Raw genomic sequence first — 21,827 nt, 5'->3', positions numbered from 1 at the left:
TGACACCATATTGGATTAGCAAGATATTGTTATGCATATAGTATTGGTTGAAGACGACCCAAGTATTAGTCAATTTGTTGAACAAGGATTAACCCAAGCCGGTCATCACGTTGAGGTGATAGCTGATGGCCGTCATGCCCTGACACTGATGCTAACCCAATCATTTGATGTGGCTGTTATCGACCGGATGTTACCCGGTCTCGATGGCTTATCATTAGTGAAAGCCATGCGGGCTGCCCAAGTCAATATTCCGGTCTTGTTTCTTACCGCCTTGGGTGGTGTCGATGACAGAGTCGAGGGCTTAGAAGCGGGTGCGGATGATTATTTAACCAAACCCTTTGCTTTTTCTGAATTGTTAGCACGTATTGCGGCGTTAACTCGCCGCAGCAGCTCAACTCTAATTCGTTCAAATATCTTAACCTATGGTGATATCAGCATGGATCTCACCGAACACAGTGTGAGTCGCCAAGGCATTCTCTTAGAGCTACAACCAAAAGAATACCGTATTTTAGAGCTGTTTATGCGTCATCCAGGCAAAGTCATCACCCGCACCATGTTGTTAGAACATGTCTGGGATATCCATTTTGACCCGCAAACAAGTGTGGTCGAAACGCATATCAGTCGCTTACGCAATAAACTTGAAAAGCCATTTAATGACAGTGTATTACAGACCGTACGAGGTGCGGGCTATAAGCTGATGGTGACCTCAGCAGCGGCAGATAAATCATGACCCATTCACAGCTATGGCCCTGGTTAACTCGCCATGTCAGACGCCATATTCCATTATGGCTACGCAGCAGTGCCATCCAACAAGGGCTTATTTTTGTCGGGGTATTTATCGCCAGCATGTTATTAATGACCGTGCTGACCTACCACTTTGTCGAACATAAGCTCGATAGAATGGAAGACGACATTACCGAGCAAAGCTTACACAGCCAAGCCATCGGTCATCAGGGCTATATCGACGGTGACGACATCATAGATAGTGATCAAATGCTGGCCATCCTCGCCAGTGGTTTTGCCATTATTGGCTTTATGATCACCTTGGCCATGGTGGCTATCATCATCTATATCAGTCGTCGAAGCCAAAGGCGCATCGCCGCCATTGAAGCCGTCCTACTCACCGCGGCCGATGGTGATTTAAGTGCCCGCACGGGCATTAGTTATCACAGTGATGATTTGGCCAAGATCAGCGCAACCGTTGATGTGATGTTATCTCGGCTACAAGCCACGGTAGATGCCATGACCGATATTTCTGCCAATATTGCCCATGAACTCAAGACCCCGATCAGCCGTTTACAATATCAATTACTGAATCTTGAGCAACTCATGTCTCACCATGAGGCGGGCCATAAGGCGCAAGAAGCCTTAGAAAAAGCCATCGATGAATCGCAGCGCATTAGTGCGACATTTGATGCCTTGCTGCGAATATCTCAAATTGAATCAGGGGCTCGTCGCAGTCGCTTTAGCCCAGTGTCGATGACTGATGTGGTCACAACCTTGACTGATATTTATCAAGATGTAGCCGATGATGCCGGTATTCATTTTGGTTTTACCCAAGCCGAGCAGCCATGTTATGTCTTAGGCGATAAAGAGTTATTACTGCAATTGTTGGCAAACCTAGTGGAAAACGCCATTCGCTATTGTCCCGCAGGCAGTCATATTCAGGTCAGTTGTGAAGCCATCAACTCGGCGGCGGTGCCACAGGTATTGATCGTGGTTGCCGACACCGGCCCTGGCATCCCAATAGCAGAGCGCCAACGGGTATTTGAACGATTATATCGACTCGACAAAAGCCGTACCGACTCAGGCTTGGGGCTCGGTTTGTCTCTGGTCAAGGCTATCGCTCATTTGCACAGCGGTCACATTCAATTAGATGATAATGCCCCAGGACTCAAAGCCAGCCTGTCTTTGCCGTTATTATTGCCGCCGCATTCACTCAGTATGCTTAGTGGATCACAAAAATAAGCTTGTGTTCAAGCAGCGATTGACAAGTTCACTAGAAAGCCCCTATGGTGAGTTCTCTTACCATTATGGGCTTTCATAAATGCACTGCTACTTACCTTATTATTACTATCTGTTGCCACAATGGCATAGATAGCGGTTAAACGCTTGCCATTGTGGCCAACCTCTTAAGGTTCGGCGGCGGCAGTGTAAGGTAACTCTTCTTCCGGATCATTCTTTTACAGTGAATACGGAAACACAATGAAACCAACCTCTCAATTCGGCAGCATACTGATTATTGCAGGCACCACCATAGGTGCGGGTATGTTAGCTCTTCCCCTTGCGGCCGCTGGCCTAGGTTTTGGCTTAGCCATCGGCTTAATGCTACTCATGTGGGCATTAATGGCCTATACCGCGTTACTCATGGTTGAGTTGCATCATGCAGCCCCGCGACATGCTAGCCTTCATAGCTTGGCTCACCACTTTTTAGGGCAATCTGGCCAGTGGCTAGCGACCTTTGCCATGCTATTTTTGTTTTATGCACTGTGCTCGGCTTACATTGCCGGTGGCGCGGAGCAGCTGACTGGACGCCTCAGCAGTCTGTTGGAAAAATCAACCTCTTCAACCCCCATTGCGGTATTATTTACGTTATTGATTGCCAGCTTAGTCGCGCTTGGCACCCGCTCTGTCGATTTAGTTAACCGCAGTCTGTTTGCGCTTAAAATCATCGCCTTAGTGTTAATCTTTTATCTGTTGCTGCCCGAGGTCAAACTCACTAACTTAACCACCACGCCGCTGACACAAGGGCTGGTCATTAGCGCGCTACCAATCATCTTTACCTCGTTTGGTTTTCATGGGTCAATCCCATCGGTGGTGCGCTATTTAGGCAAGGATATCGCGGCGCTCAAAAGGGTGATCTTGGCAGGGTCGGCCATCCCGTTACTGATTTATTGCTTATGGTTAATGGCGAGCCAAGGCACATTAGCGCAATCGAGCTTGATGGCGCACCCGGGGCTAAGCGCCATGTTGAGCCAATTAGCGGCCGAGGCCTCCCAGCCCATCATTGGCCAATCAATTAACGTATTTGCCGAATTAGCGCTAGCCACCTCGTTTTTAGGGGTGAGCTTAGGCTTATTTGATTTTATTCAAGACATGCTAAAGTCTAATCGGCTGATAGCCAGCCTTGCTACGTTTGCCCCGCCTTTGGCCTTTGCCCTATTCTTTCCGCAAGGATTTATTCTGGCATTAGGCTACGCAGCGATTGCCTTGGTCATATTAGCCGTGTATTTACCTGTGGCTATGGTCAACGCGAAACGTCGGCAATCACACTCAAACAGTCAATATCAAGTGGCTGGCGGCAAGTTAGGCTTAGTCGTGGCATTTATTGCGGGAACAGTGATTATTGCGGCGCAATTAGTTTCAAGTGTGTAAACCGTGAGGATTCATCATCACAGGGGTGATAATGCTGTGATGATGAATCCTGAGTAGGTGTTTATTGATAAATACTGGCTTGGCCTTCGGGACGAGTTTTCAAAATCTTTAAAAACCACATGTACTGCTCGGGGAAAGCCGAGATCACCGCTTCAACAGCTTGGTTCAAGGCCAGCGCTTCTTGCTCTTTGCCAGCCATCGATTCCGGCAAAATGGCAGGCATCACGGTTAAATTAAACTGATGCGCTTGGGTATCATAGCCAATTTTGATGGGTAACACTTGCGCATTCCCCACACTGGCTAAGCGGCCTACCACTGGTAAGGTCGCCTTAGTAGTGGCAAAAAATGGTGCAAACACACTATTTTTAGGGCCTAAATCTTCATCGGGTAAATAGAAAAAGCTATTACCTTGCTTAAGCTCGCCTAATAATGCTCGGATCCCCGCTTCACGCATATACACATTGCCCCCGAAACGGCTGCGCATCCGGTTATTAAACCAATTAAATAACGGGTTTCTATGCGCTTTTGCCATGGTGACCATGGGCGACAAGTCTAAATTTAAGCGTAAACCGGCGTAATCAATCCCCCAAACATGCGGCATAATAAAGATGATGGCTTGGCCTTGCGCTTTCGCGGCTTCGACATGCTCGAACCCATGCAGTGCCACCCTCCGGCGAATATAGGCTGTTGAGCGCACTAACAATTCGGCCTGCCCTAACAATACCATCACAAAGCTGCGGACGTTTTCTTTCAGCAGTAACTCGACTTGCTGCGAGCTTTTGTCAGGGAAACAACAACCTAAATTTGCCCGAGCTACGTTAATCGGCTTTTTGGCTAGGCGAAATACGACCCGCGCTAACACGGAGGCAATCGCGTCCCGTAAGCGAACTGGTGTAAAGGCAAACACGCCCATTAAACCAATAGCCAGCCAAGTGGGCCAATGTTTGGGATGAAGTAAACCGCGCTCAAAACGGCGGTCAAAATACTTACTGCTAGATGGGGATTGTTTTGAAGTCATGGATGAAGAAATTCAGACAAGTATGTCGTTCAAAATGGAGCTAACCATACTACTGAAACGATAAAAAAAAAGCCACTGAAACAGTGGCTTTTCAAACACGATTTACGACTTCTGAATATCAGAAACCTCAACACGGCTTTTTAACTTTTGACCTGGACGGAAGGTCACTACTCTGCGAGCAGAAATAGGAATATCTTCACCAGTTTTTGGGTTCCTTCCCGGTCTTTCATTCTTTTCCCTGAGGTCAAAGTTGCCAAAGCCAGATAACTTGACCTGCTCACCATTTTCGAGGGCACTTCTAATCTCCTCGAAAAACGACTCAACCATCTCCTTAGCGACTCGCTTATTGATGCCTAGAGTCTCAAAAAGATGTTCTGCCATTTCGGCTTTGGTAAGTGCCATACTTTAATCCCTCAACGATGCGTTGAACTCGGTCTTGAGTGCAGAAACAACAGAATCTACCATTTCGGCAATCTCTTTCTCTTCAAGGGTACGAGTATTGTCTTGTAAGGTAAGTGCAATCGCTAGGCTCTTTTTGCCAGGCTCAACACCTTTACCTCTGTATACGTCAAACAAGTTTATGCCAACCAACTGATTTTCGCCAACTTTTCTGATCAATTTTACAACTTCACCGGCGGCGACTGCTTCGTCTACGACTAAAGCGATATCACGACGATTTGCTGGAAACTTAGACACAGCTTGAGCTTGCGGCAAACTAGCATGTAATAAGGCATCTAATTGCACTTCAAAGACCAAGGTCTTGCCATTCAGACCAAAGGCCTTCTCATGGCTTGGGTGAACAGCACCAATCACACCAATCACTTGATCATTTCTTAGAATTTCAGCACATTGCCCTGGGTGCAACGCACTATGCGACGCTTTTCTAAACGTAAATTCTGAATCTGCTGCTGTCAAGCCGATAATCGATTCTAAATCACCTTTAATGTCGAAGAAATCAACTGCTTTGCTCGCCATATCCCAATGTTCATCGGCCAAAGAGCCGGTAATGACGGCGCCGAGCATCGCTTGTTGACGTACGCCAGATTCGGCTGACTCATCAGGCACAAAGCGTAGACCCGTCTCAAATAAGCGTACGCGCGACTGTTGACGAGCTTGGTTATAACCTACCGCACCCAACAACCCAGTGAACATTGACAGACGCATGGCCGACATTTCAACAGAGATTGGATTCGGTAATACCATCGCCGCTTCATTAGGATGCAATATGTTCTGCAGTTTTGGATCAACAAAGCTATAGGTAATGGCTTCTTGATAACCACGGGCAGTCAGTACACCGCGAACTTTACGTAAGCTGATATCGGCTTCATGATGATCGGACATAGAGAGTGAAGCAACTGGCGCGATATTTGGGATATTGTTATAGCCATAAATACGCGCGACTTCTTCAATCAAGTCTTCTTCAATGGCCATGTCAAATCGATAGGTAGCCGTAGTGACCGCCCAATCTTGACCTTGACGCGTCACGGCAAAACCTAACATGGTCAAAATGGTCTCAACGTCATCATCACCAATGACATGACCTAAGACTTTATCGAGTTTACTGCGACGTAAAACAATGGCGGCAGGCTTAGGCAAATGCTCATTGCTGACCACTTCGACGACAGGACCGGCTTTGCCACCACAAATATCAAGGATCAGGCGACTCGCTCTGTCCATGACCTTGTGTTGCAATTCTGGGTCAACCCCACGCTCAAACCGGTGAGATGAGTCAGTGTGCAAGCCTAAACGGCGGGCTTTACCCATGATAGCCAAAGGCGCAAAGAAAGCACATTCGAGTAAAATGTCTTGACTGTCGCTGCTAACACCCGAATCTTGACCACCAAATACCCCAGCTAATGCCACCGGCTTTTGGTCATCACAAATCACTAAGGTATCGGTAGGCACGGTAATTTCGCTGCCATCGAGCAAGGTCAGTTTTTCGGCGCCATTACCCAAGCGTACATTAATGCCACCATCAAGCTTAGCGAGGTCGAATGCGTGCATCGGCTGACCAAACTCAACCAACACATAATTAGTAATATCAACGATGGGATCGATGCTACGGATACCACTACGACGCAATTTTTCTTGCATCCATAGAGGGGTCGCCGCGCTCACATCAATATTATTGATCACCCGTGCTAAATAGCGTGGGCAGGCTGCTGGAGCCTCGACATTAACAGCGACTTGCTGATCGGTGGTCGCTGTCACGGCTTGCCAAGTTGGCTCTGAGGCTTCGATACGGTTTAATACCGCCACTTCACGCGCTAAACCTGCCATACCTAAACAGTCAGCACGGTTAGCCGTTAAGTCGACCTCGATAATGGCATCGTCTAACTGTAAGTATTGGCGAACATCCGTGCCAATTGGTGCATCGAGCGGTAGCTCAATGATGCCATCACTTTCGACATTAATGCCTAACTCACCAAAAGAACACAGCATGCCATGAGATGGCTGGCCACGTAATTTGGCTTTCTTAATGGTAAAATCACCCGGTAGCACCGCACCAACCATCGCCACAGCGACTTTTAAACCGAGGCGGCAATTAGGCGCACCGCAGACAATATCCAGTAACTCTTCAGCACCGACATTGATTTTAGTCACACGCAATTTATCAGCGTCTGGATGTTGACCACATTCAACGACTTCACCAATCACCACACCGCTAAAATCGGCAGCCACAGGTTCAATTCCATCGACCTCGAGACCGGCCATGGTGATTTGATGGGATAGTTGTTCACGATTGACTGCAGGGTTAACCCACTCACGAAGCCAAGATTCGCTAAATTTCATTGAGATTGCTCCGCTTATTTAAACTGTTTCAGGAAACGCAGGTCATTTTCAAAGAAGGCACGTAAGTCATTTACGCCATAACGCAACATGGCTAAACGCTCAACGCCCATACCGAATGCAAAGCCCGAATATTTTTCAGGATCGATGCCAACGCTGCGTAACACATTAGGATGCACCATGCCGCAACCTAAGACTTCTAACCAACCATTCTTTCCTTTAACGTCGACTTCTGCAGATGGCTCTGTGAAGGGGAAATAAGATGGACGGAAACGGACCTCAAGATCTTGTTCAAAGAAGTTACGCAAGAAATCGTGCAAAATCCCCTTTAACTCGGCGAAATTGACATGCTCGTCTACCAGTAAGCCTTCTACCTGATGGAACATCGGCGTGTGAGTCATGTCGTAATCGTTACGATAAACACGACCAGGAGAAATAATTCGTAATGGCGGCTGTTCATTTTCCATGGTACGAATTTGTACACCCGAAGTCTGGGTACGTAACATCAACTTAGGATTGAAGTAAAAGGTATCGTGATCCGCACGAGCAGGATGGTGCTCTGAAATATTCAATGCATCGAAATTGTGAAAATCATCTTCGATTTCTGGACCGTGTTTAACACTAAATCCAAGCTCACCGAAAAAGCTTTCAATTCTTTCAATGGTGCGAGTGACTGGATGTAAGCCACCGTTAACTAAGGTTCGGCCAGGTAAGGTAACATCGATTTGTTCAGCCGCCAGTTTAGTTTCTAATTCGGCAGACTTTAAACGCTCTAATTTTTGGCTTAATGCCTGTTGAACTTGTTGCTTAGCCACGTTCACTTTTTGACCGAACAGAGGCTTTTCTTCTGGGCTTAAAGTGCCCATCAGCTTCATCATGTCGGTGATTTTACCTTTCTTGCCTAAGTAATCGACGCGGATCTCATCCAATGCTTTTAAATCATTGGTGGCGTCGATCGTGGCGATTGCCTGTTCTACGATCTCGGTTAACTGCTGCATCTTCTCTTCCACTGCGTTGTTATCTGTTGCATTGCCCTAAGACAGAATGCAAAACGGTTAATGTGCCATCCATTATATGCGAGGAGCGTATGTCGCCCATGGCGTTAGCCATCATGGTAAACGCAACACAATAACAGATAAAAAGAGTGAAAGTTTACGACACGAGCGCCTATTTGACTAGGGGATATCCCGCTTTAACCAAGAAAAATGGCCTTGTGAACAAGCTATTTAGCTGCCGAGGTCCTTCTCATATTAAAGTCGCGACCAAGTTGTACGAAAATCCCCCACCCCTTCTATCTAACGCACTAAATCTGTGGAACAAATTACTCACAAGCGCTACATTGTCGCCACGATTCATTATGCAATTCAATCTCGGATAATTTATGAGAGAAGTTAAATTCCGTTGGGTAGATAAATTTCTAATAAATATGTCGCTAGCCACTAAGTTTAACCTGCTGTTGGTTATAGCGATTGCCTTCATCCTGCTGCAAACCCTCGTGGTCATCGACTTAGCCAACCCATCCACGCCATTAAGCATGTTCAATCCGCAAATTATTGCCATGACCCTGATATCTGTCGGTATATTGAGTATCGTCAAATATTATATTTCATCCTTTGTGGGTGGCGCGTTATTTACCACAGTCACCGCACTACAAAAGGCCGCAGACGGGGATTTACGTGGTCGCTTAAACTTTTTTAAAGTCAAAGATGAATTTAGTGTACTGGCGATAAGCATCGATACCTTGGTGGAGCGCCAACATCAATTGGTTAAGGGCATGCAAACCGCGAGCTCTGATGTGCGTCATATTGTCGAGCAATTTCAGCAAGAGGCCCAGCAAAGCCAGCAACTGACACAAACTCAACGTCGGCATTTAGATTCATTAGCTACCGCCATGGAAGAAATGACGGCGACCGTCAAAGATGTTGCCGATAATGCCAGCCAAGCCCGCGAAATCACAGGCCTTGGCCAGCAGCAAGCTCGGCAAGGCAGCCAACATCTGCAAACCAGTTTGTCTCACTTTGAAGCGTTAGTTCAAGATATCAATCAAGCCGCCGTTGCCGTTGACACCTTGAATAAAAATGCCGCCGACATTGACGCGGTCGTCACCACCATCAGTGGTATTTCGCAGCAAACCAATTTATTGGCCCTAAATGCGGCGATTGAAGCGGCGCGAGCGGGACCACAAGGCCGCGGATTTGCCGTGGTGGCTGATGAAGTCAGAACGTTGGCCAGTCGTACTCAACAGGCAACGGTTGAAATCAAAGCCATGATTGAGTTACTGCAGCAAGGCAGTGAACAATTGTCTGAGTTAATGGCTAATACTGTGGGTCAAGCTCAAACGAGTAAAACTCATGTTGAACAAACCAATGCCGAACTCATGAAGATTACCGAGCAAAGTGTGCAAATCAGTGTAATGAGCAGCCATATCGCGACCGCCGCAGAGCAACAACACGCTGTCACACTCGAGGTCACGAGTAATTTGATGGATATTCGCGAACAATCTCTATTCACCGAATCTGCGGCGTTAAAGGCGGTAAATAATTGTGAAAGTTTAGAAAAAACCGTCTTAACATTGGATCACTTGCTAACTGACCTCAAATTATGATTCGATAGGGCAAAGTAAAGGATCTCATGACTATGCCCCATCAGCTACTTAAGCGTTTTTGGCAACAAAATTTAGCGGTTAAACTCACAGCAATTCAAGCGGTAGTGGCAATTTTCATTATTGCCTCTACTTTTTGGGTGTTGCTTGGTATTGCTCAGCAACGGCAAGCAACACAACAAAGCGATCATAATTTGCAGTTGGGTCATTTGGTCGTCAGTGAACTGAATGCCGTGACCTTTCAGATTTCTGCGTTAGTGCAAATGATGGCGACCACCGCCGAGCTTTATCAAAACGCACCGCAAACACTGGCGATTTCGGTCCCCGCCTTATTAGCCATGGAGAGCCAGCAAACCTTAATCGTGGGGGGAGGCATTTGGCCTTCACAACGAGATAAAAACCACCAGAGTATTTTTTACGCCCGAGATAAAGATAATCAATTAACGATTATTGACGATTATAATCAAGAAAATGCCAAAGATTACCGGCTAGAGCCTTGGTACTTAGCGGCCAGTATCATGCCGCGGGGTAAAGTCTATTGGTCCCCATCTTATCGGGATATCTATACCCATGAGCCCATGATTACCGCCAGCGCACCCATTTGGTCAGAGCACCAACTGATTGGCGTCGCCACCGTGGATCTAAGCTTAAAAGGGCTCTCACAATACATCAACAATCAACTCGCAAACCAAGCAGGGTATGTACTCCTTGTCGATCATTTTCAACAATTAATCGCCATGCCGCCGATGTTACTCGAAGATGCATCGATGATAACTAACCTGAGCCAATTGAGCGCACGCTACCCTGCATTTGACAAAGTAGAAGATCAAATAAGCCAGTTACACCAAACATTAATGACGGCGCCCATCCCTAGCGCTAGCCAACAGCTATTTAATCGGACCTTTAACCACTTCGAGCAGGAACAACAAGTCAGTTTAAGCCATCATTTGGCGTGGCATTTAGGCGCGATTAATCATATTAATCCCTCAGTCCAGTTTGACTTAACCAAAGACCCACTGTTTAAAGAACCGGCCTCGGTCAGCGTATTAATGATGCCCGATACCCATTGGCAGGTAGTGACGTTAACTCCCAACAGCACCTTAGCCGGCGAGGCCCGCAGCATCATAGATCAAGTGGGCTTATCCTTAATTGCGATTCAAATTATTGCGCTAATTTCATTATTTATGGCCTTGCACAAGGTGCTGGTTGTACCGTTACATCATTTGGTTAAGGCCTTGACAGAAGGCCGCAATGAAGAAATTGAGATCAGCGGCAACCGGCCGGATGAATTAGGCACTTTAGCGCGCGCCTTGGTTGGACAAACTCAACAACTCGACAAAGCCATTGCTAGCTTAGCGGCCAGTCACACCGCCTTAGAAGAGGAACTCGCGGTTCATCAAGAACTGCAAGCCAGTTTTATGGCGGGTTATCAAAATCACCTGAGCTTAATGCAGTCTGCTGAGATATTATACAGTGTCAAACGCTTAAGCGGCGAACATATCGCCTTGAATGCCGGCTTATGTCAGCTACTCGGTCAACATCAACAACACATGTTGGGCTTAACCAATCAGGCATTGTATCCCGCGGCGATAGCTAAAATTGAAGACCGGCAAGATCAGCGTCTCAAAGACACCAATCATCTCGTCAGCTATTCATTGGCTATCGACTCTTATGGTAATCACCTGCGCTACCACGCCTGTAAATTATTCGTCAAAGATGACCAAGGCGACGAGATTGCTATCCTCACCCTAGCCATCAAGGCACATTAACGTTTGTTAACATCTACAACATAATGGCCTGACAACCAATTGCGACCAATGAGTAACTTTTGGCTCATTTGAGTACGGTCACGCAAGTTCACCTTGACGGTATATTCTTTCCCAGGCTCACCTAAGGTCAGGTTAACCATATAACGGACCTCACTGCCTTGAGAGTTACGGATCAATGAGGTATCCACGATTTTAGTGGACACTGTGGCCACTTGACCGTCTTCATTACTAGTTTTGAAGCGAATGATTTTACCGATATTGTTATCCATATTATCGGTATCCTCATCGACAATATGCAGTTCGGTGGCGTGCAGTGAGGTTTCAACCGCGCCAGTATCAATGCGCGCTTCATAGATGAGATCAGACTCGATAATCGCAATGTCAGCTTTGGCGCCAATCACAGGTTTTTCTTCTACATCCACGAGATAGTGACCCTTGACCCAATTGCGGCCGATCAAGAGTTTGTAATCCATGTGAGTGCGGTCTCTGAGATTAACTTTGACCTGACGGACATCACCGTCAAAACCCAGGGCAAGTTCAACCATATAGCGACTTTCAATACCTTGAGCATTTTTTACCGTCGACACATCGACGATCTTGCCGCTTGAGGTGGAGTGTTCACCGCGATGATTTTCGGTATTGAAACGGATCGTTTTACCAATATCATGCTTTTTGATCTTGCTAGCGCCTCCTTCAACCTCTAAATCAACAGCGTGGAGTGAAGAATTAGCAGCGCCAGTATCAATGCGCGCTAAAAACTCCTTAGCGCTATCACCAACTTCGAAGATTTCAGCGGGGCCTAATACAGGTTTGGAATAAGCAAAAACTTGACTGGAAACCACTAGGGCTATGAGTAAAATAAAACGGCGCATGTTAATTCTCGCGGTAGTTAGGCGACTTGGGTAAACCACCCCCTCGCCTGTTCGGTTTGATCCAAAGCAAACACTTTAAAAGGACACGCGCTAATAGTCCATAAACTAATGATCCCGGCACTCATTTCTTTGGTATCAGCTATCACGACTATTTTTGAAAAGTCGTCCAAATGCAGTAAATTAAAGCAGGTTTCACTCCACAGTGCCTTAAGGCTAAACCCAGTAAAATCACGACTAAATTGCAACCAAAGCCGAACACAAACATGATCGGCCAGCACTTGCTCAATCGCAGGGATTAAGGTTGAGGTCATATCTTCATAAGTAAGCTGTTGGCTCACCTTAAACGCCACCACATCATGATCAAAGCCAGTCAGTTCAGTCAACATAGGCCGCTCCTTTTATCACTAACTCACTTGTTGTTGCTGCTTGGTCAGCATATCACTAATGGCAATATCAAAAAGATTTTTTAACAAACCAGTAAGCTCATGAATAAACTCTAATTGCTGAGTGTTTACTGGCCGCTGGCCAACCGCGGCTAAAACTTCCTCAAGATCAAACATCACCGCATCAACTTCTTTGATGATTTGATTTCTGTCATTGGCACTTAATTGAGGATTTTGACCGCACACTTGGATAATTTGCACGGCTAATTGCTCTTCAAATGCCCCCATAATGGTGACAGCATGAGCGGATTTCTCTGCGCTGGGTGTACTAAAAACACCAAGATTTTCGGAAAGGTAATTGATTAAATAAGCATAGCTGTCGGCTTCTGTCACCATAGTAATCTCCCTTTACTCACGGCCTTAGTATAACTATAGGGTAAATCACCACACTTTGTATTTTTCAGCCTAAATGGCTAAGAGAAAATTATCTTAGCCACCATCATTTAAGGGGCTAGTCGCTCGATTTCCCATGCAGATGTCGCTTCTTGGCGCGTGTATAAAAATCGGTCATGCAAACGGTTGGCGCCACCTTGCCAAAATTCGATGTGAGAGGCGCGTACACGATAACCGCCCCAAAAACTTGGGACTGGCACTTCACCTTTCGAGAATTTTTGTTTCATTTCCAGAAATTTAGCTTCCAACACGCCTCGAGTACTTAAGGGAGATGACTGTTTGGATACCCATGCCGCTATTTGGCTATCTTTTGGACGGTGCATAAAATAACTGACCACCTCGGCAGTGCTTAGCGGCTGGGCCACCCCAGTCACCGCGACTTGTCGCTCCAGCATATGCCACGGGAACAGCAAACTAATATGACTATTGTGCTTCAATTGCGTGGCTTTGCGGCTGCCTAAATTGGTAAAGAACACAAAACCATGCTCATCAAACCGTTTCAATAATACGATCCGCTGCCATGGCTGCCCTTGGTCATCAACGGTGGCCACCACCATGGCCGTCGGATCTGATAGATTGGCGTCTGCCGCTTGGCTCATCCACAACTCAAATAACGCCATAGGATCCACAGGCAAATCCTTGGCTCTTAGCCCGTCTTTTAAATATTCGCGGCGAATATGCGTTAAATCTATCATAGCCCCATCCATGTAGTCAGTACCAATGAGTTAATAGTAAAAAAAAACCTGTGTAGAAAACACAGGTTTTTATTAATAAGTCAGTGCTTATTTTACTAAGCCTTTACTATCAGCCCACACATGAAGCATTTCTAAGCCCAAGGTGGCACCGGCTAAGGCGGTAATTTCAGCACTATCGTAAGCTGGGGCGACTTCAACCACGTCCATACCGACAATATTCATGCCTTGTAAACCACGAATGATTTTTAACGCTTTGTCTGAGGTTAAACCACCGATAACTGGGGTGCCAGTACCTGGTGCATAACAAGGATCTAAACAGTCAATGTCAAACGTCACATACAGTGGCATATCACCAACGCGTTCACGGATTTGGCGAATAATGTCATCACTGCTCAGTTCATTCGCGGTGGCGGCATCAATCACTTGATAACCGTGACCTTCTGGATTGTATTCGGTACGAATGCCCACTTGAACGGAATGCGCAGGGTCGACTAAGCCTTCTTTAGGGGCATGGTAGAACATGGTACCGTGATCATACTTACTGCCTTGGCTATACGTATCGGTATGGGCATCAAAGTGCAAAAGCGCCATGGTGCCGTGAACTTTGTGATGCGCGCGCAGTAATGGTAAGGTCACAAAATGATCACCACCAAAACTCAACAAACTTTTACCAGACTCCAGCACTTTGGTCGCAAAGGCTTCAACACGGGCGGTAAAATCTTCTGCATCACCGCAGTTATACACTAAGTCCCCAGCGTCAACGATCTTAACATAATCGGCTAAACGGAAATTCCATGGCCAGCGTTTTTCCTCCCATGCAAGATTGACTGATGCATTACGGATAGCGCGTGGCCCCATACGACCGCCGCTGCGACCTGTGGTCGCCATATCAAATGGCAAACCAATAACAACAACGTCGGCATCACTTTCTAAAGGTCGAAAGTCTAAAGGTTGACGCAAGTAACCAAATGCATTCGAAAACAATGAGTAATCTGGTTTTTCTGCCATAGTGGTCATAACACACTCCAAGGGGATGGCGTTGCCATCGAATCAAAGATATTCAGGGCTAATGGATCCATGCTTCAGAATTCCAAATTGACTGAAGTGAACAGTATAGCCCTGTTCCAAAGGCAGTGAGCAGCTTCCAACACATAAATATGCTGGAAAGTTGTGACTATGCATTTCACTATTAAGACCAAAGTAATCCCAATACTGAGGCTGGAAAAATATTATCAGCGCCTCAATGACATGAGAAAGCTCTTCGGAATCATCGAGATTAGTCTCGAAACTCACATATGACATCGGCTCTTGTGGCGAAATATGCAACGCCACATAGTGCTGCTGCGACACTCCATTTAACGAATAACCGTAAGGAGTAAACGCATGATCATCATATTTAAATTCTGTTAAGCAATGCTTGTTTGCTAATGCTTGAATGATGTCGCGGCCGACACCCGCATTCTCGCGCAATGCTGCGGCAATACTGGGGGCAATATGATACATACTGATCCCTAATACTGTCTCATTAATCTTTGTTATGCTCGGGTTTACATATCGAAAAAGTGCCAAGGGTGATGACGGATGTCCCATGACCTGACTCTGCCCATCGACTACTTGCTGTAAGCGCTCAGCATCTTCGCTAAACTGCGAAGGTTGCAATTGCGGCTTAATTTGATGTTTACGAGCATAGAGCACTGAGGCAACGTTGGCCCTGCCAACAAGGTCTATCACCCACAGCAACGCATCGCATAAACGCGTGCTGCCGCAGGTGATCATCATCATTTTATGTTCCCAAACAAATAAACTCGACTCGCTAAGCACATAACTGTCGCAAGTGTGATGATGATGCGCCGAGATGATAGTGACTCCAGCGCACTCGCATAATTGTGTCAGCGATGCTGCGGATAACTCGCGCAAATTTTGGCGTTGAGGCACGAGGGTGATTTCAAATTTTTTTTCTATTGCTTCAAAAAACATGTCATCACCCTAGCTTGAGTCATTATCCGTTTAAGTCTTCAAGGTAAGTGTAACCTTTTAACCCGGCTTGTAACTCTTCAAGGATTAATGCACGTTCCTCTTCGGCAATATGCTGATGCACAAGCTCTTCATAGGTTCGCATAAATTCAACCGCATCCAAATTTACATAACGCAGTACATCCGCCACGGTATCGCCAGCCAGCACCGATTCAATGTTGGCCTTCCCTCCTTCCTCAACCCATACCACAGCTGAGTTAGTATCACCAAAGAGGTTATGCATATCCCCTAAAATCTCTTGGTAAGCACCGACCATAAAGAAACCTAGCAAATACGGGCTATCAGCTTTCCACTTCGGTACCGGCAATGTGGTTTCAATGCCTTGACCATCAACATATTGATCGACAATACCATCCGAGTCACAGGTGATATCTAACATCACCGCTCGGCGCTCTGGGTAACTATCAAGACCCGACAGCGGCAATACCGGGAAGACCTGATCAATCCCCCAGGCATCTGGTAATGATTGGAACAGCGAGAAGTTGACAAAGAACTTATCCGCTAAGCGCTCGTTAAGCTCGTCAATGATTGGACGATGAAAACGATTTTTAGTGCTTAACAACTGTTGCAGTTCATAGCACACTCGCAAATTGGTTTGTTCGGCCCACGCTCTTTCAGCTAATGACAATTGGCCCACAGCAAACAAAGATTGGGCTTCTGCTAAATCATGTTGACTGTCATGGTATATTTCAATTAATGCTCTTGAATCGGCACGAGCACTGATTTCATTCCAAGATTGCCACATATTTTGCAATAATTGCGGAGCATCATCTGCAGGCGCAACTACTCGCTCAGGGGTATAGGTTTCCGTGCCGATAACATCTGAAATCAACACCGCATGATGCGCCGTTAAATGACGGCCGGATTCGGAAATAATCCGCGGCATCGGCTGCTGATATTGCGTACACAGATCAAACAACACATTAACAATATTGTTAGCGTATTCAGCTAAGCCATAATTCATTGAATTGTTTGACTGACTGCGGGTACCATCATAGTCAACGGCTAAACCGCCTCCCACATCGAAACAATCAATTTGCGCGCCTAATTGGCGTAATTCGCAATAGAATCGCGCCGCTTCACTCACCCCTTGTCGAATATCACGGATATTCGACATTTGCGAGCCCAAGTGGAAATGCAATAACTGTAAACAGTCGAGCATGTCAGTTTGCTTTAATTGGTCGATAACGGTCAATACTTGTGCGGCAGATAAACCAAACTTTGATTTTTCGCCACCGCTCGCTTGCCACTTACCTTTGCCTTGGAAAGCTAATCGGGCGCGTAAACCTAATCGAGGCTTCACCCCCAGTTTCGCGGCTTCTTCCATCACCATCCGCAGTTCAGATAGCTTTTCAAGCACGATATAAACTTTATGACCCAACTTCTCGCCAATTAAGGCCAGACGAATGTATTCACTGTCTTTATAACCGTTACATACAATCACAGAACTGGCTTTTTGCGCCATTGCCAATACGGCCATTAATTCTGGTTTGCTGCCAGCTTCTAACCCGAGTTGGGGGACTGCATTTGATTTTTGACTGGCTAAAATTTCCTCAACAACCGTTTGTTGCTGATTCACTTTAATGGGGTAAACCAGTAGATAATCATTTTCATAATTATACTTGGCGATGGCTTGGTTAAAAGCCTGACACAAGCTATGCACTCTATGGTGCAATATTTGTGGAAAACGCACTAACACAGGTAACGAAACACCAGCTTTGACCATGTCACGGGCAAGCTTATTTAACCCAATACTATTGAGTGGTTGAGCAGGATCGGGAGAGACAGTCACCTCACCCTGGTTATCAATACCATAAAATCCTTGGCTCCAGTGTGCAACGTTGTACCCAGCACGAGCATCTTCAATCGACCATTCTTTCATTCAATGTGCCTGTCTGCTCTCAAATTGAGAGTGGATGGAGGTAGTGTTACCTCATGTTTAACAAAGCCTACAACAAGCCTGTTGTAGCGCGTAGCAACAATACACAGATACTTGCAGACAACCCGCAGCCTAACACGCATCTTGATAAGTAAACGGGTCACATCAACGGCAGTGATAATCCTGCATATTGTGTGACTGACAGCCATTAACGCCATCATTTAGTGAAACTTGTACCTAGCTTAATACTTGGCAGAAAACCTCATTGCCAGCCAAATTAACCAAGCACAAGTCGCTTACACTAAGCGCGCAATTAAACCTGTGTATTCCATATATTGCAAGTAAGAAATTACATCTTAATTGCAATTGTTCAACCTTATATAACCCCAATATTTTCAAGGTAAAAAGATTAATGCCTTATTAGTGAATTTCACGGCCGTTATAATCCTTTCAACACCAATTGATCATCGCCTGTTGTAGCGATTTACACTATAATCCTTGAGTATTAAGATAACTGAATTTGAGGTTTCATGAATCAACTCGGTAAGACCAGTTCGCTAGAAGTCGTTAAGCAAGTCCCATTTGGCTATTACCTTAATGCACACGAATTGGGCCAGGTATTATTGCCTAACAAATTAGCGCCTAAAGATTGCCAAGTTGGCGACAAGGTCGAGGTGTTTCTGCATTTAGACTCCGAAGATAAGGTCATAGCAACGACTCGTACTCCCAAGGCCGAAGTCGGTCAGCTGGCCAGCCTTAAAGTCGTGTCAACCAGTCGCTTTGGTGCATTCTTGGATTGGGGATTGGATAAAGACTTACTCTTACCTTTTGCTGAGCAAGCTAAGCCATTAGAAGTCGGTAATTATGCCTTAGTCTATGTCCATATTAACCGTGCCGATGATCGGATCGTTGCTTCCGCCAAAATTGACAAGTTCTTCGATAAAACCCCGCCCTTCTATAAAGAAGGTGAGCAAGTCGATCTGGTGATTGCTGGCCGAACAGATTTGGGTTACAAGGCCGTGATCAATGGCGCTCATTGGGGCGTGCTATATAAAGATGAAGTCTTCCAAGTGCTCAAGCCAGGCTTCAAAACCAAAGGTTACATCAAGCGCATGCGCTCAGATGGTAAAATTGATCTGCAATTGAGCCGAGGTTCAAAAGTTGAATTAGATAGTCAAAGTCTGTCTATCATGATCAAGCTCAAACAAGCCGGTGGTTTTTTGCCACTGACCGATAAAACCGATGCGGAAGTGATTTACCAAACATTGGCAATGAGCAAGAAAGCCTTTAAAAAATGTATTGGTGGTCTGTATAAGCAACAAAAAATTGCGATAGAAACCACAGGTATTCGCCTTATCGAAGAATAATCTCTGATGGCACTGGGTGTTTAACCAGCAGACAGTGCCATTGGTTAGTGGTTTTTCATAGGCAAGTGCCAATCGCTTTGTTATAACAATGGCAACTATTCCGGAGGAGTCTTGACATGGAACTAACTGCCCTTGAAGCCAGAGTGATTGGATGTTTACTCGAAAAAGAAATCACTACCCCTGAGCTCTATCCACTTTCTCTTAATAGCTTAACTCAAGCCTGTAATCAAAAAACAAGTCGTGAACCTGTGCTGTCACTGTCTGAAGCCGAGGTTCAAGATACCCTAGATGAACTTGCCAAAAAGCGCCTTGTTAATACCAGTGCAGGCTTTGGCAGCCGAGTTAGCAAATATCAACATAGATTTTGTAATACTGAGTTCAGTGATTTGCAATTTAGTGCAGCCCAAGTGGCCATTGTCTGCGTGTTACTGCTACGCGGTCCACAAACCCCAGGGGAACTGAGAACCCGCTGTCAGCGCTTATTCGAATTTAGTGACACTCAGCAAGTCGAGCAACAGTTACAAAGCTTGGCACACGCGCCCACACCGATAGTCAAGATGCTGGCAAGACAAGCAGGGAAACGGGAGTCACGCTTTAGCTGCCTACTAACAGAGGCTGTGGCTGAAAGCGCAAGTGTATCGTCAGATGCCCCCATGGAAAACACAAGTCTTGACCGTATTCAGGCGCTTGAGCTTCAAGTCCAGCAATTGCATGACAGACTCAGCCAATTAGAAAAATTACTCGAATAAATTTGGACGATTTATGACATCCCAGCACCAAGTCACACTCATTGCTGTCAAAGAGATCTCGCGAACATTATTCACCAAACGAGGAATGATGGGGCTGGGGGTGTTTACCGGCATTTGGTTATTAATCTTTATCTACCCAATCAATCAAGCGAGTCAGCTGATTACCATGCCCATCGTGGTTGAATTACTGCGCAGCTATGGCCTTGACCAACAAGTCAATGCGCTATTAAGTTGGACGAGTCCCGAACAGATGCTGTATTGGGCCATAGGGCTTTACCTGTTCCCTTTATATACCTTGTTACTGTGTGCCGATATGTTTGCCACCGATAAACACAATGGCACCCTTAAGTTTCTGACCATCAGAACCGGTAGATATCGATTATTTTACGGTCGATTCATTGGCCAAATGTTTATCCAGTTTAGCTTAGTGCTATTGGCAGCCCTGCTCGCCTATGTGATGGCTATAATGGCCAATCATGATGCTAGCCTCACTGCCATGATCAGTAGCAGCCTATTGATCACTATCAGCCTGTTACCTTTCACTGGATTAATGGCACTATTATCCTTATATGCCAACAGCGCCCGTCATGCCAGTATGCTTGCCGCGGCACTGTTATTGATTGCCAGTATTGTCAGCTTAGTCATTAATACTAATTTCCCTTGGCTCAACGTGGTGAACTTAGTGATGTTAGGTTCACAAACCACGGATTTATTACTGGCCTCTGGGGCGGATGCCTTAGGATATATTCCGCTCCCTATCGCTCAAACGCTGGTGCTGCTGATTATGGCCTACTTTTATTTGAAACGGATGTCCCTATGACACTTGTAACTATTTCGGGTCTTTGTAAGCGATACCAACAGCCTGTCTTGCAACAGTTATCCTTAACCATAGTGAAAGGCGAACCCGTTGCGTTAGTTGGAGCCAATGGTGCCGGTAAAACGACATTATTTGGTTGTATCGCTGGTTTTTTCCCTTTTGATGCTGGCGAGATCAACGTATTGGGTCAAGCGCCTGGCTCCCCCAAATTAGTCAACCGGATTGGCGTGTTACCGCAAGATGCGAAACTAAACCCTAATGAAACCATTCGTAATCAGCTGATGTTTATGGCGCAATTGCAAGGTTTTAATAAACGCCAAGCAAGGGATGAAACTGACAGAGTGTTAGCTTTGGTCGGTATGCAAACCAGTGCCAATTCAAAGCCCGGACAATTAAGCCATGGTATGGCCAAGCGTGTCGCAATTGCCCAAGCCTTAATCGGCACACCGGAATTGGTGTTGCTGGATGAACCCACGGCGGGGCTGGATCCGTTAAATGCCAGAGAGTTACGTCAGCTAATCCAATCTCTCAGCGATAAAGTCACCTTTGTGATTAGTTCGCACAATCTCGACGAACTTGAAAGTCTCTGTCGCCAAGTGATCTATCTCGAGCATGGCCAAGTGACCCGCCAGCTGGATCTCAATGCTCATCAACACTCTTGTTTAAGCCTCGAGTTATGCCATGATAGTGCCGATGCAGAACAAACCTTACGGGCGTTGGCTGGCGTCACTCAAGTCTCAAATACTAAAAACCGTTTATTTATCATAGAGTATGATTCCAATCAGGCATTTGCACTTGAACAATCGATATTTGAATTATTGGCCAGTCGTGGTTGGCAATACAAATTGCTGATGAAAGGTAAGACGCTCGAAGAGTCTTTATTTGGCTAACTTTACCCCGCTTAGATTGTTACGCCTTAGCCTTAGCCTAGCCTTAGTCTTACTCTAGCCTGTCACTACGAAAAATGATGTTAGCTGACAGGCAAAATCATCCCGATTATCTCGGCCAGCAGCGCCAACGTGTT

At 45.9% G+C, this 21,827-nt stretch carries 20 protein-coding genes; 9 read left to right on the top strand and 11 right to left on the bottom strand.

Annotated elements, in window-relative coordinates; translation table 11 throughout:
• Positions 1-31 precede the first annotated feature (31 nt).
• The 3 genes from KU855_RS01705 (at position 32) to KU855_RS01695 (ending at position 3,375) form a co-directional block, all read left to right on the top strand.
• Complete coding sequence (locus KU855_RS01705; protein ID WP_218528612.1) at positions 32-730, top strand: response regulator transcription factor; 699 nt, start codon at positions 32-34, stop codon at positions 728-730.
• On the top strand, positions 727-1,968 hold the full coding sequence (locus KU855_RS01700) for a cell wall metabolism sensor histidine kinase WalK (protein ID WP_218528611.1): 1,242 nt from the start codon (positions 727-729) through the stop codon (positions 1,966-1,968). The genes KU855_RS01705 and KU855_RS01700 overlap by 4 nt, the downstream gene beginning before the upstream one ends.
• Before the next feature lie 237 nt (positions 1,969-2,205).
• A complete protein-coding gene (locus KU855_RS01695) occupies positions 2,206-3,375 on the top strand; it encodes an aromatic amino acid transport family protein (protein WP_218528610.1) in 1,170 nt (389 codons plus the stop codon).
• Between the two features lie 61 nt (positions 3,376-3,436).
• Here KU855_RS01695 and lpxM read toward each other — a convergent pair whose 3' ends face one another.
• From lpxM to pheS, 4 genes are all read right to left on the bottom strand, one after another.
• Positions 3,437-4,393 (bottom strand): lauroyl-Kdo(2)-lipid IV(A) myristoyltransferase, encoded by a 957-nt coding sequence (lpxM, locus tag KU855_RS01690; RefSeq protein WP_218528609.1) that lies wholly within the window; start codon positions 4,391-4,393, stop codon positions 3,437-3,439.
• 102 nt (positions 4,394-4,495) lie between these two features.
• A complete protein-coding gene (locus KU855_RS01685) occupies positions 4,496-4,795 on the bottom strand; it encodes an integration host factor subunit alpha (protein ID WP_218528608.1) in 300 nt (99 codons plus the stop codon).
• 3 nt (positions 4,796-4,798) lie between these two features.
• Complete coding sequence (gene pheT, locus KU855_RS01680; RefSeq protein ID WP_218528607.1) at positions 4,799-7,186, bottom strand: phenylalanine--tRNA ligase subunit beta; 2,388 nt, start codon at positions 7,184-7,186, stop codon at positions 4,799-4,801.
• Between the two features lie 14 nt (positions 7,187-7,200).
• Entirely contained in the window at positions 7,201-8,181 is a 981-nt protein-coding gene (pheS, locus tag KU855_RS01675) for a phenylalanine--tRNA ligase subunit alpha (protein WP_218528606.1), read from the bottom strand.
• A 383-nt stretch (positions 8,182-8,564) separates the two neighbouring features.
• Between pheS and KU855_RS01670 the strand changes: the two genes are divergently transcribed.
• The gene (locus KU855_RS01670; RefSeq protein WP_218528605.1) at positions 8,565-9,788 is read left to right on the top strand and encodes a methyl-accepting chemotaxis protein; all 1,224 of its coding nucleotides are present in this window, start codon (positions 8,565-8,567) and stop codon (positions 9,786-9,788) included.
• A 26-nt stretch (positions 9,789-9,814) separates the two neighbouring features.
• Positions 9,815-11,554: a cache domain-containing protein gene (locus KU855_RS01665; protein WP_218528604.1), complete on the top strand. Its 1,740-nt coding sequence runs from the start codon at positions 9,815-9,817 to the stop codon at positions 11,552-11,554.
• Here the strand turns inward: KU855_RS01665 and KU855_RS01660 are convergent.
• The 7 genes from KU855_RS01660 to speA all read right to left on the bottom strand — a co-directional run bounded on the left by KU855_RS01660 (position 11,551) and on the right by speA (position 17,873).
• Entirely contained in the window at positions 11,551-12,426 is an 876-nt protein-coding gene (locus KU855_RS01660) for a RimK/LysX family protein (protein ID WP_218528603.1), read from the bottom strand. The genes KU855_RS01665 and KU855_RS01660 overlap by 4 nt on opposite strands.
• Before the next feature lie 17 nt (positions 12,427-12,443).
• Positions 12,444-12,812 carry an STAS/SEC14 domain-containing protein gene (locus tag KU855_RS01655; protein WP_218528602.1) on the bottom strand — a complete coding sequence of 123 codons (369 nt, stop codon included), beginning with the start codon at positions 12,810-12,812 and terminating at the stop codon, positions 12,444-12,446.
• Positions 12,813-12,830: 18 nt separating this feature from the next.
• The gene (locus KU855_RS01650) at positions 12,831-13,205 is read right to left on the bottom strand and encodes a DUF3802 family protein (protein ID WP_218528601.1); all 375 of its coding nucleotides are present in this window, start codon (positions 13,203-13,205) and stop codon (positions 12,831-12,833) included.
• Positions 13,206-13,312: 107 nt separating this feature from the next.
• Positions 13,313-13,957: a pyridoxamine 5'-phosphate oxidase gene (gene pdxH, locus KU855_RS01645; RefSeq protein ID WP_218528600.1), complete on the bottom strand. Its 645-nt coding sequence runs from the start codon at positions 13,955-13,957 to the stop codon at positions 13,313-13,315.
• An 87-nt stretch (positions 13,958-14,044) separates the two neighbouring features.
• Complete coding sequence (speB, locus tag KU855_RS01640; RefSeq protein WP_218528599.1) at positions 14,045-14,974, bottom strand: agmatinase; 930 nt, start codon at positions 14,972-14,974, stop codon at positions 14,045-14,047.
• Positions 14,975-15,007: 33 nt separating this feature from the next.
• Entirely contained in the window at positions 15,008-15,934 is a 927-nt protein-coding gene (locus tag KU855_RS01635) for a hypothetical protein (protein WP_218528598.1), read from the bottom strand.
• 22 nt (positions 15,935-15,956) lie between these two features.
• Complete coding sequence (speA, locus tag KU855_RS01630; RefSeq protein ID WP_218528597.1) at positions 15,957-17,873, bottom strand: biosynthetic arginine decarboxylase; 1,917 nt, start codon at positions 17,871-17,873, stop codon at positions 15,957-15,959.
• A gap of 527 nt (positions 17,874-18,400) precedes the next feature.
• Here speA and KU855_RS01625 point away from each other — a divergent pair.
• From KU855_RS01625 to KU855_RS01610, 4 genes are all read left to right on the top strand, one after another.
• Entirely contained in the window at positions 18,401-19,237 is an 837-nt protein-coding gene (locus KU855_RS01625) for a S1 RNA-binding domain-containing protein (protein ID WP_218528596.1), read from the top strand.
• 116 nt (positions 19,238-19,353) lie between these two features.
• Positions 19,354-19,986: a YceH family protein gene (locus KU855_RS01620; protein ID WP_218528595.1), complete on the top strand. Its 633-nt coding sequence runs from the start codon at positions 19,354-19,356 to the stop codon at positions 19,984-19,986.
• Between the two features lie 13 nt (positions 19,987-19,999).
• Positions 20,000-20,806: an ABC transporter permease subunit gene (locus KU855_RS01615; protein ID WP_218528594.1), complete on the top strand. Its 807-nt coding sequence runs from the start codon at positions 20,000-20,002 to the stop codon at positions 20,804-20,806.
• The gene (locus KU855_RS01610; RefSeq protein WP_218528593.1) at positions 20,803-21,693 is read left to right on the top strand and encodes an ABC transporter ATP-binding protein; all 891 of its coding nucleotides are present in this window, start codon (positions 20,803-20,805) and stop codon (positions 21,691-21,693) included. The genes KU855_RS01615 and KU855_RS01610 overlap by 4 nt, the downstream gene beginning before the upstream one ends.
• Positions 21,694-21,827: the final 134 nt, after the last annotated feature.

Source organism: Shewanella sp. NIFS-20-20 (genome assembly GCF_019209865.1).
Classification (GTDB): Bacteria; Pseudomonadota; Gammaproteobacteria; order Enterobacterales; family Shewanellaceae; genus Shewanella.
Note: the sequence above shows the minus strand (reverse complement) of the source record. Positions and strands in the feature narration are given on the sequence as shown.

Coding starts and splice junctions, on each gene's coding strand:
- KU855_RS01610 (WP_218528593.1), top strand. CDS start 20,803: ATGACACTTGTAACTATTTCGGGTCTTTGTAAGCGATACCAACAGCCT.
- KU855_RS01625 (WP_218528596.1), top strand. CDS start 18,401: ATGAATCAACTCGGTAAGACCAGTTCGCTAGAAGTCGTTAAGCAAGTC.
- lpxM (WP_218528609.1), bottom strand. CDS start 4,393: ATGACTTCAAAACAATCCCCATCTAGCAGTAAGTATTTTGACCGCCGT.
- KU855_RS01635 (WP_218528598.1), bottom strand. CDS start 15,934: ATGTTTTTTGAAGCAATAGAAAAAAAATTTGAAATCACCCTCGTGCCT.
- KU855_RS01650 (WP_218528601.1), bottom strand. CDS start 13,205: ATGGTGACAGAAGCCGACAGCTATGCTTATTTAATCAATTACCTTTCC.
- KU855_RS01670 (WP_218528605.1), top strand. CDS start 8,565: ATGAGAGAAGTTAAATTCCGTTGGGTAGATAAATTTCTAATAAATATG.
- KU855_RS01695 (WP_218528610.1), top strand. CDS start 2,206: ATGAAACCAACCTCTCAATTCGGCAGCATACTGATTATTGCAGGCACC.
- KU855_RS01700 (WP_218528611.1), top strand. CDS start 727: ATGACCCATTCACAGCTATGGCCCTGGTTAACTCGCCATGTCAGACGC.
- pdxH (WP_218528600.1), bottom strand. CDS start 13,957: ATGATAGATTTAACGCATATTCGCCGCGAATATTTAAAAGACGGGCTA.
- speB (WP_218528599.1), bottom strand. CDS start 14,974: ATGACCACTATGGCAGAAAAACCAGATTACTCATTGTTTTCGAATGCA.
- KU855_RS01615 (WP_218528594.1), top strand. CDS start 20,000: ATGACATCCCAGCACCAAGTCACACTCATTGCTGTCAAAGAGATCTCG.
- KU855_RS01685 (WP_218528608.1), bottom strand. CDS start 4,795: ATGGCACTTACCAAAGCCGAAATGGCAGAACATCTTTTTGAGACTCTA.
- pheT (WP_218528607.1), bottom strand. CDS start 7,186: ATGAAATTTAGCGAATCTTGGCTTCGTGAGTGGGTTAACCCTGCAGTC.
- KU855_RS01660 (WP_218528603.1), bottom strand. CDS start 12,426: ATGCGCCGTTTTATTTTACTCATAGCCCTAGTGGTTTCCAGTCAAGTT.
- KU855_RS01655 (WP_218528602.1), bottom strand. CDS start 12,812: ATGTTGACTGAACTGACTGGCTTTGATCATGATGTGGTGGCGTTTAAG.
- pheS (WP_218528606.1), bottom strand. CDS start 8,181: ATGCAGCAGTTAACCGAGATCGTAGAACAGGCAATCGCCACGATCGAC.
- KU855_RS01620 (WP_218528595.1), top strand. CDS start 19,354: ATGGAACTAACTGCCCTTGAAGCCAGAGTGATTGGATGTTTACTCGAA.
- KU855_RS01705 (WP_218528612.1), top strand. CDS start 32: ATGCATATAGTATTGGTTGAAGACGACCCAAGTATTAGTCAATTTGTT.
- KU855_RS01665 (WP_218528604.1), top strand. CDS start 9,815: ATGACTATGCCCCATCAGCTACTTAAGCGTTTTTGGCAACAAAATTTA.
- speA (WP_218528597.1), bottom strand. CDS start 17,873: ATGAAAGAATGGTCGATTGAAGATGCTCGTGCTGGGTACAACGTTGCA.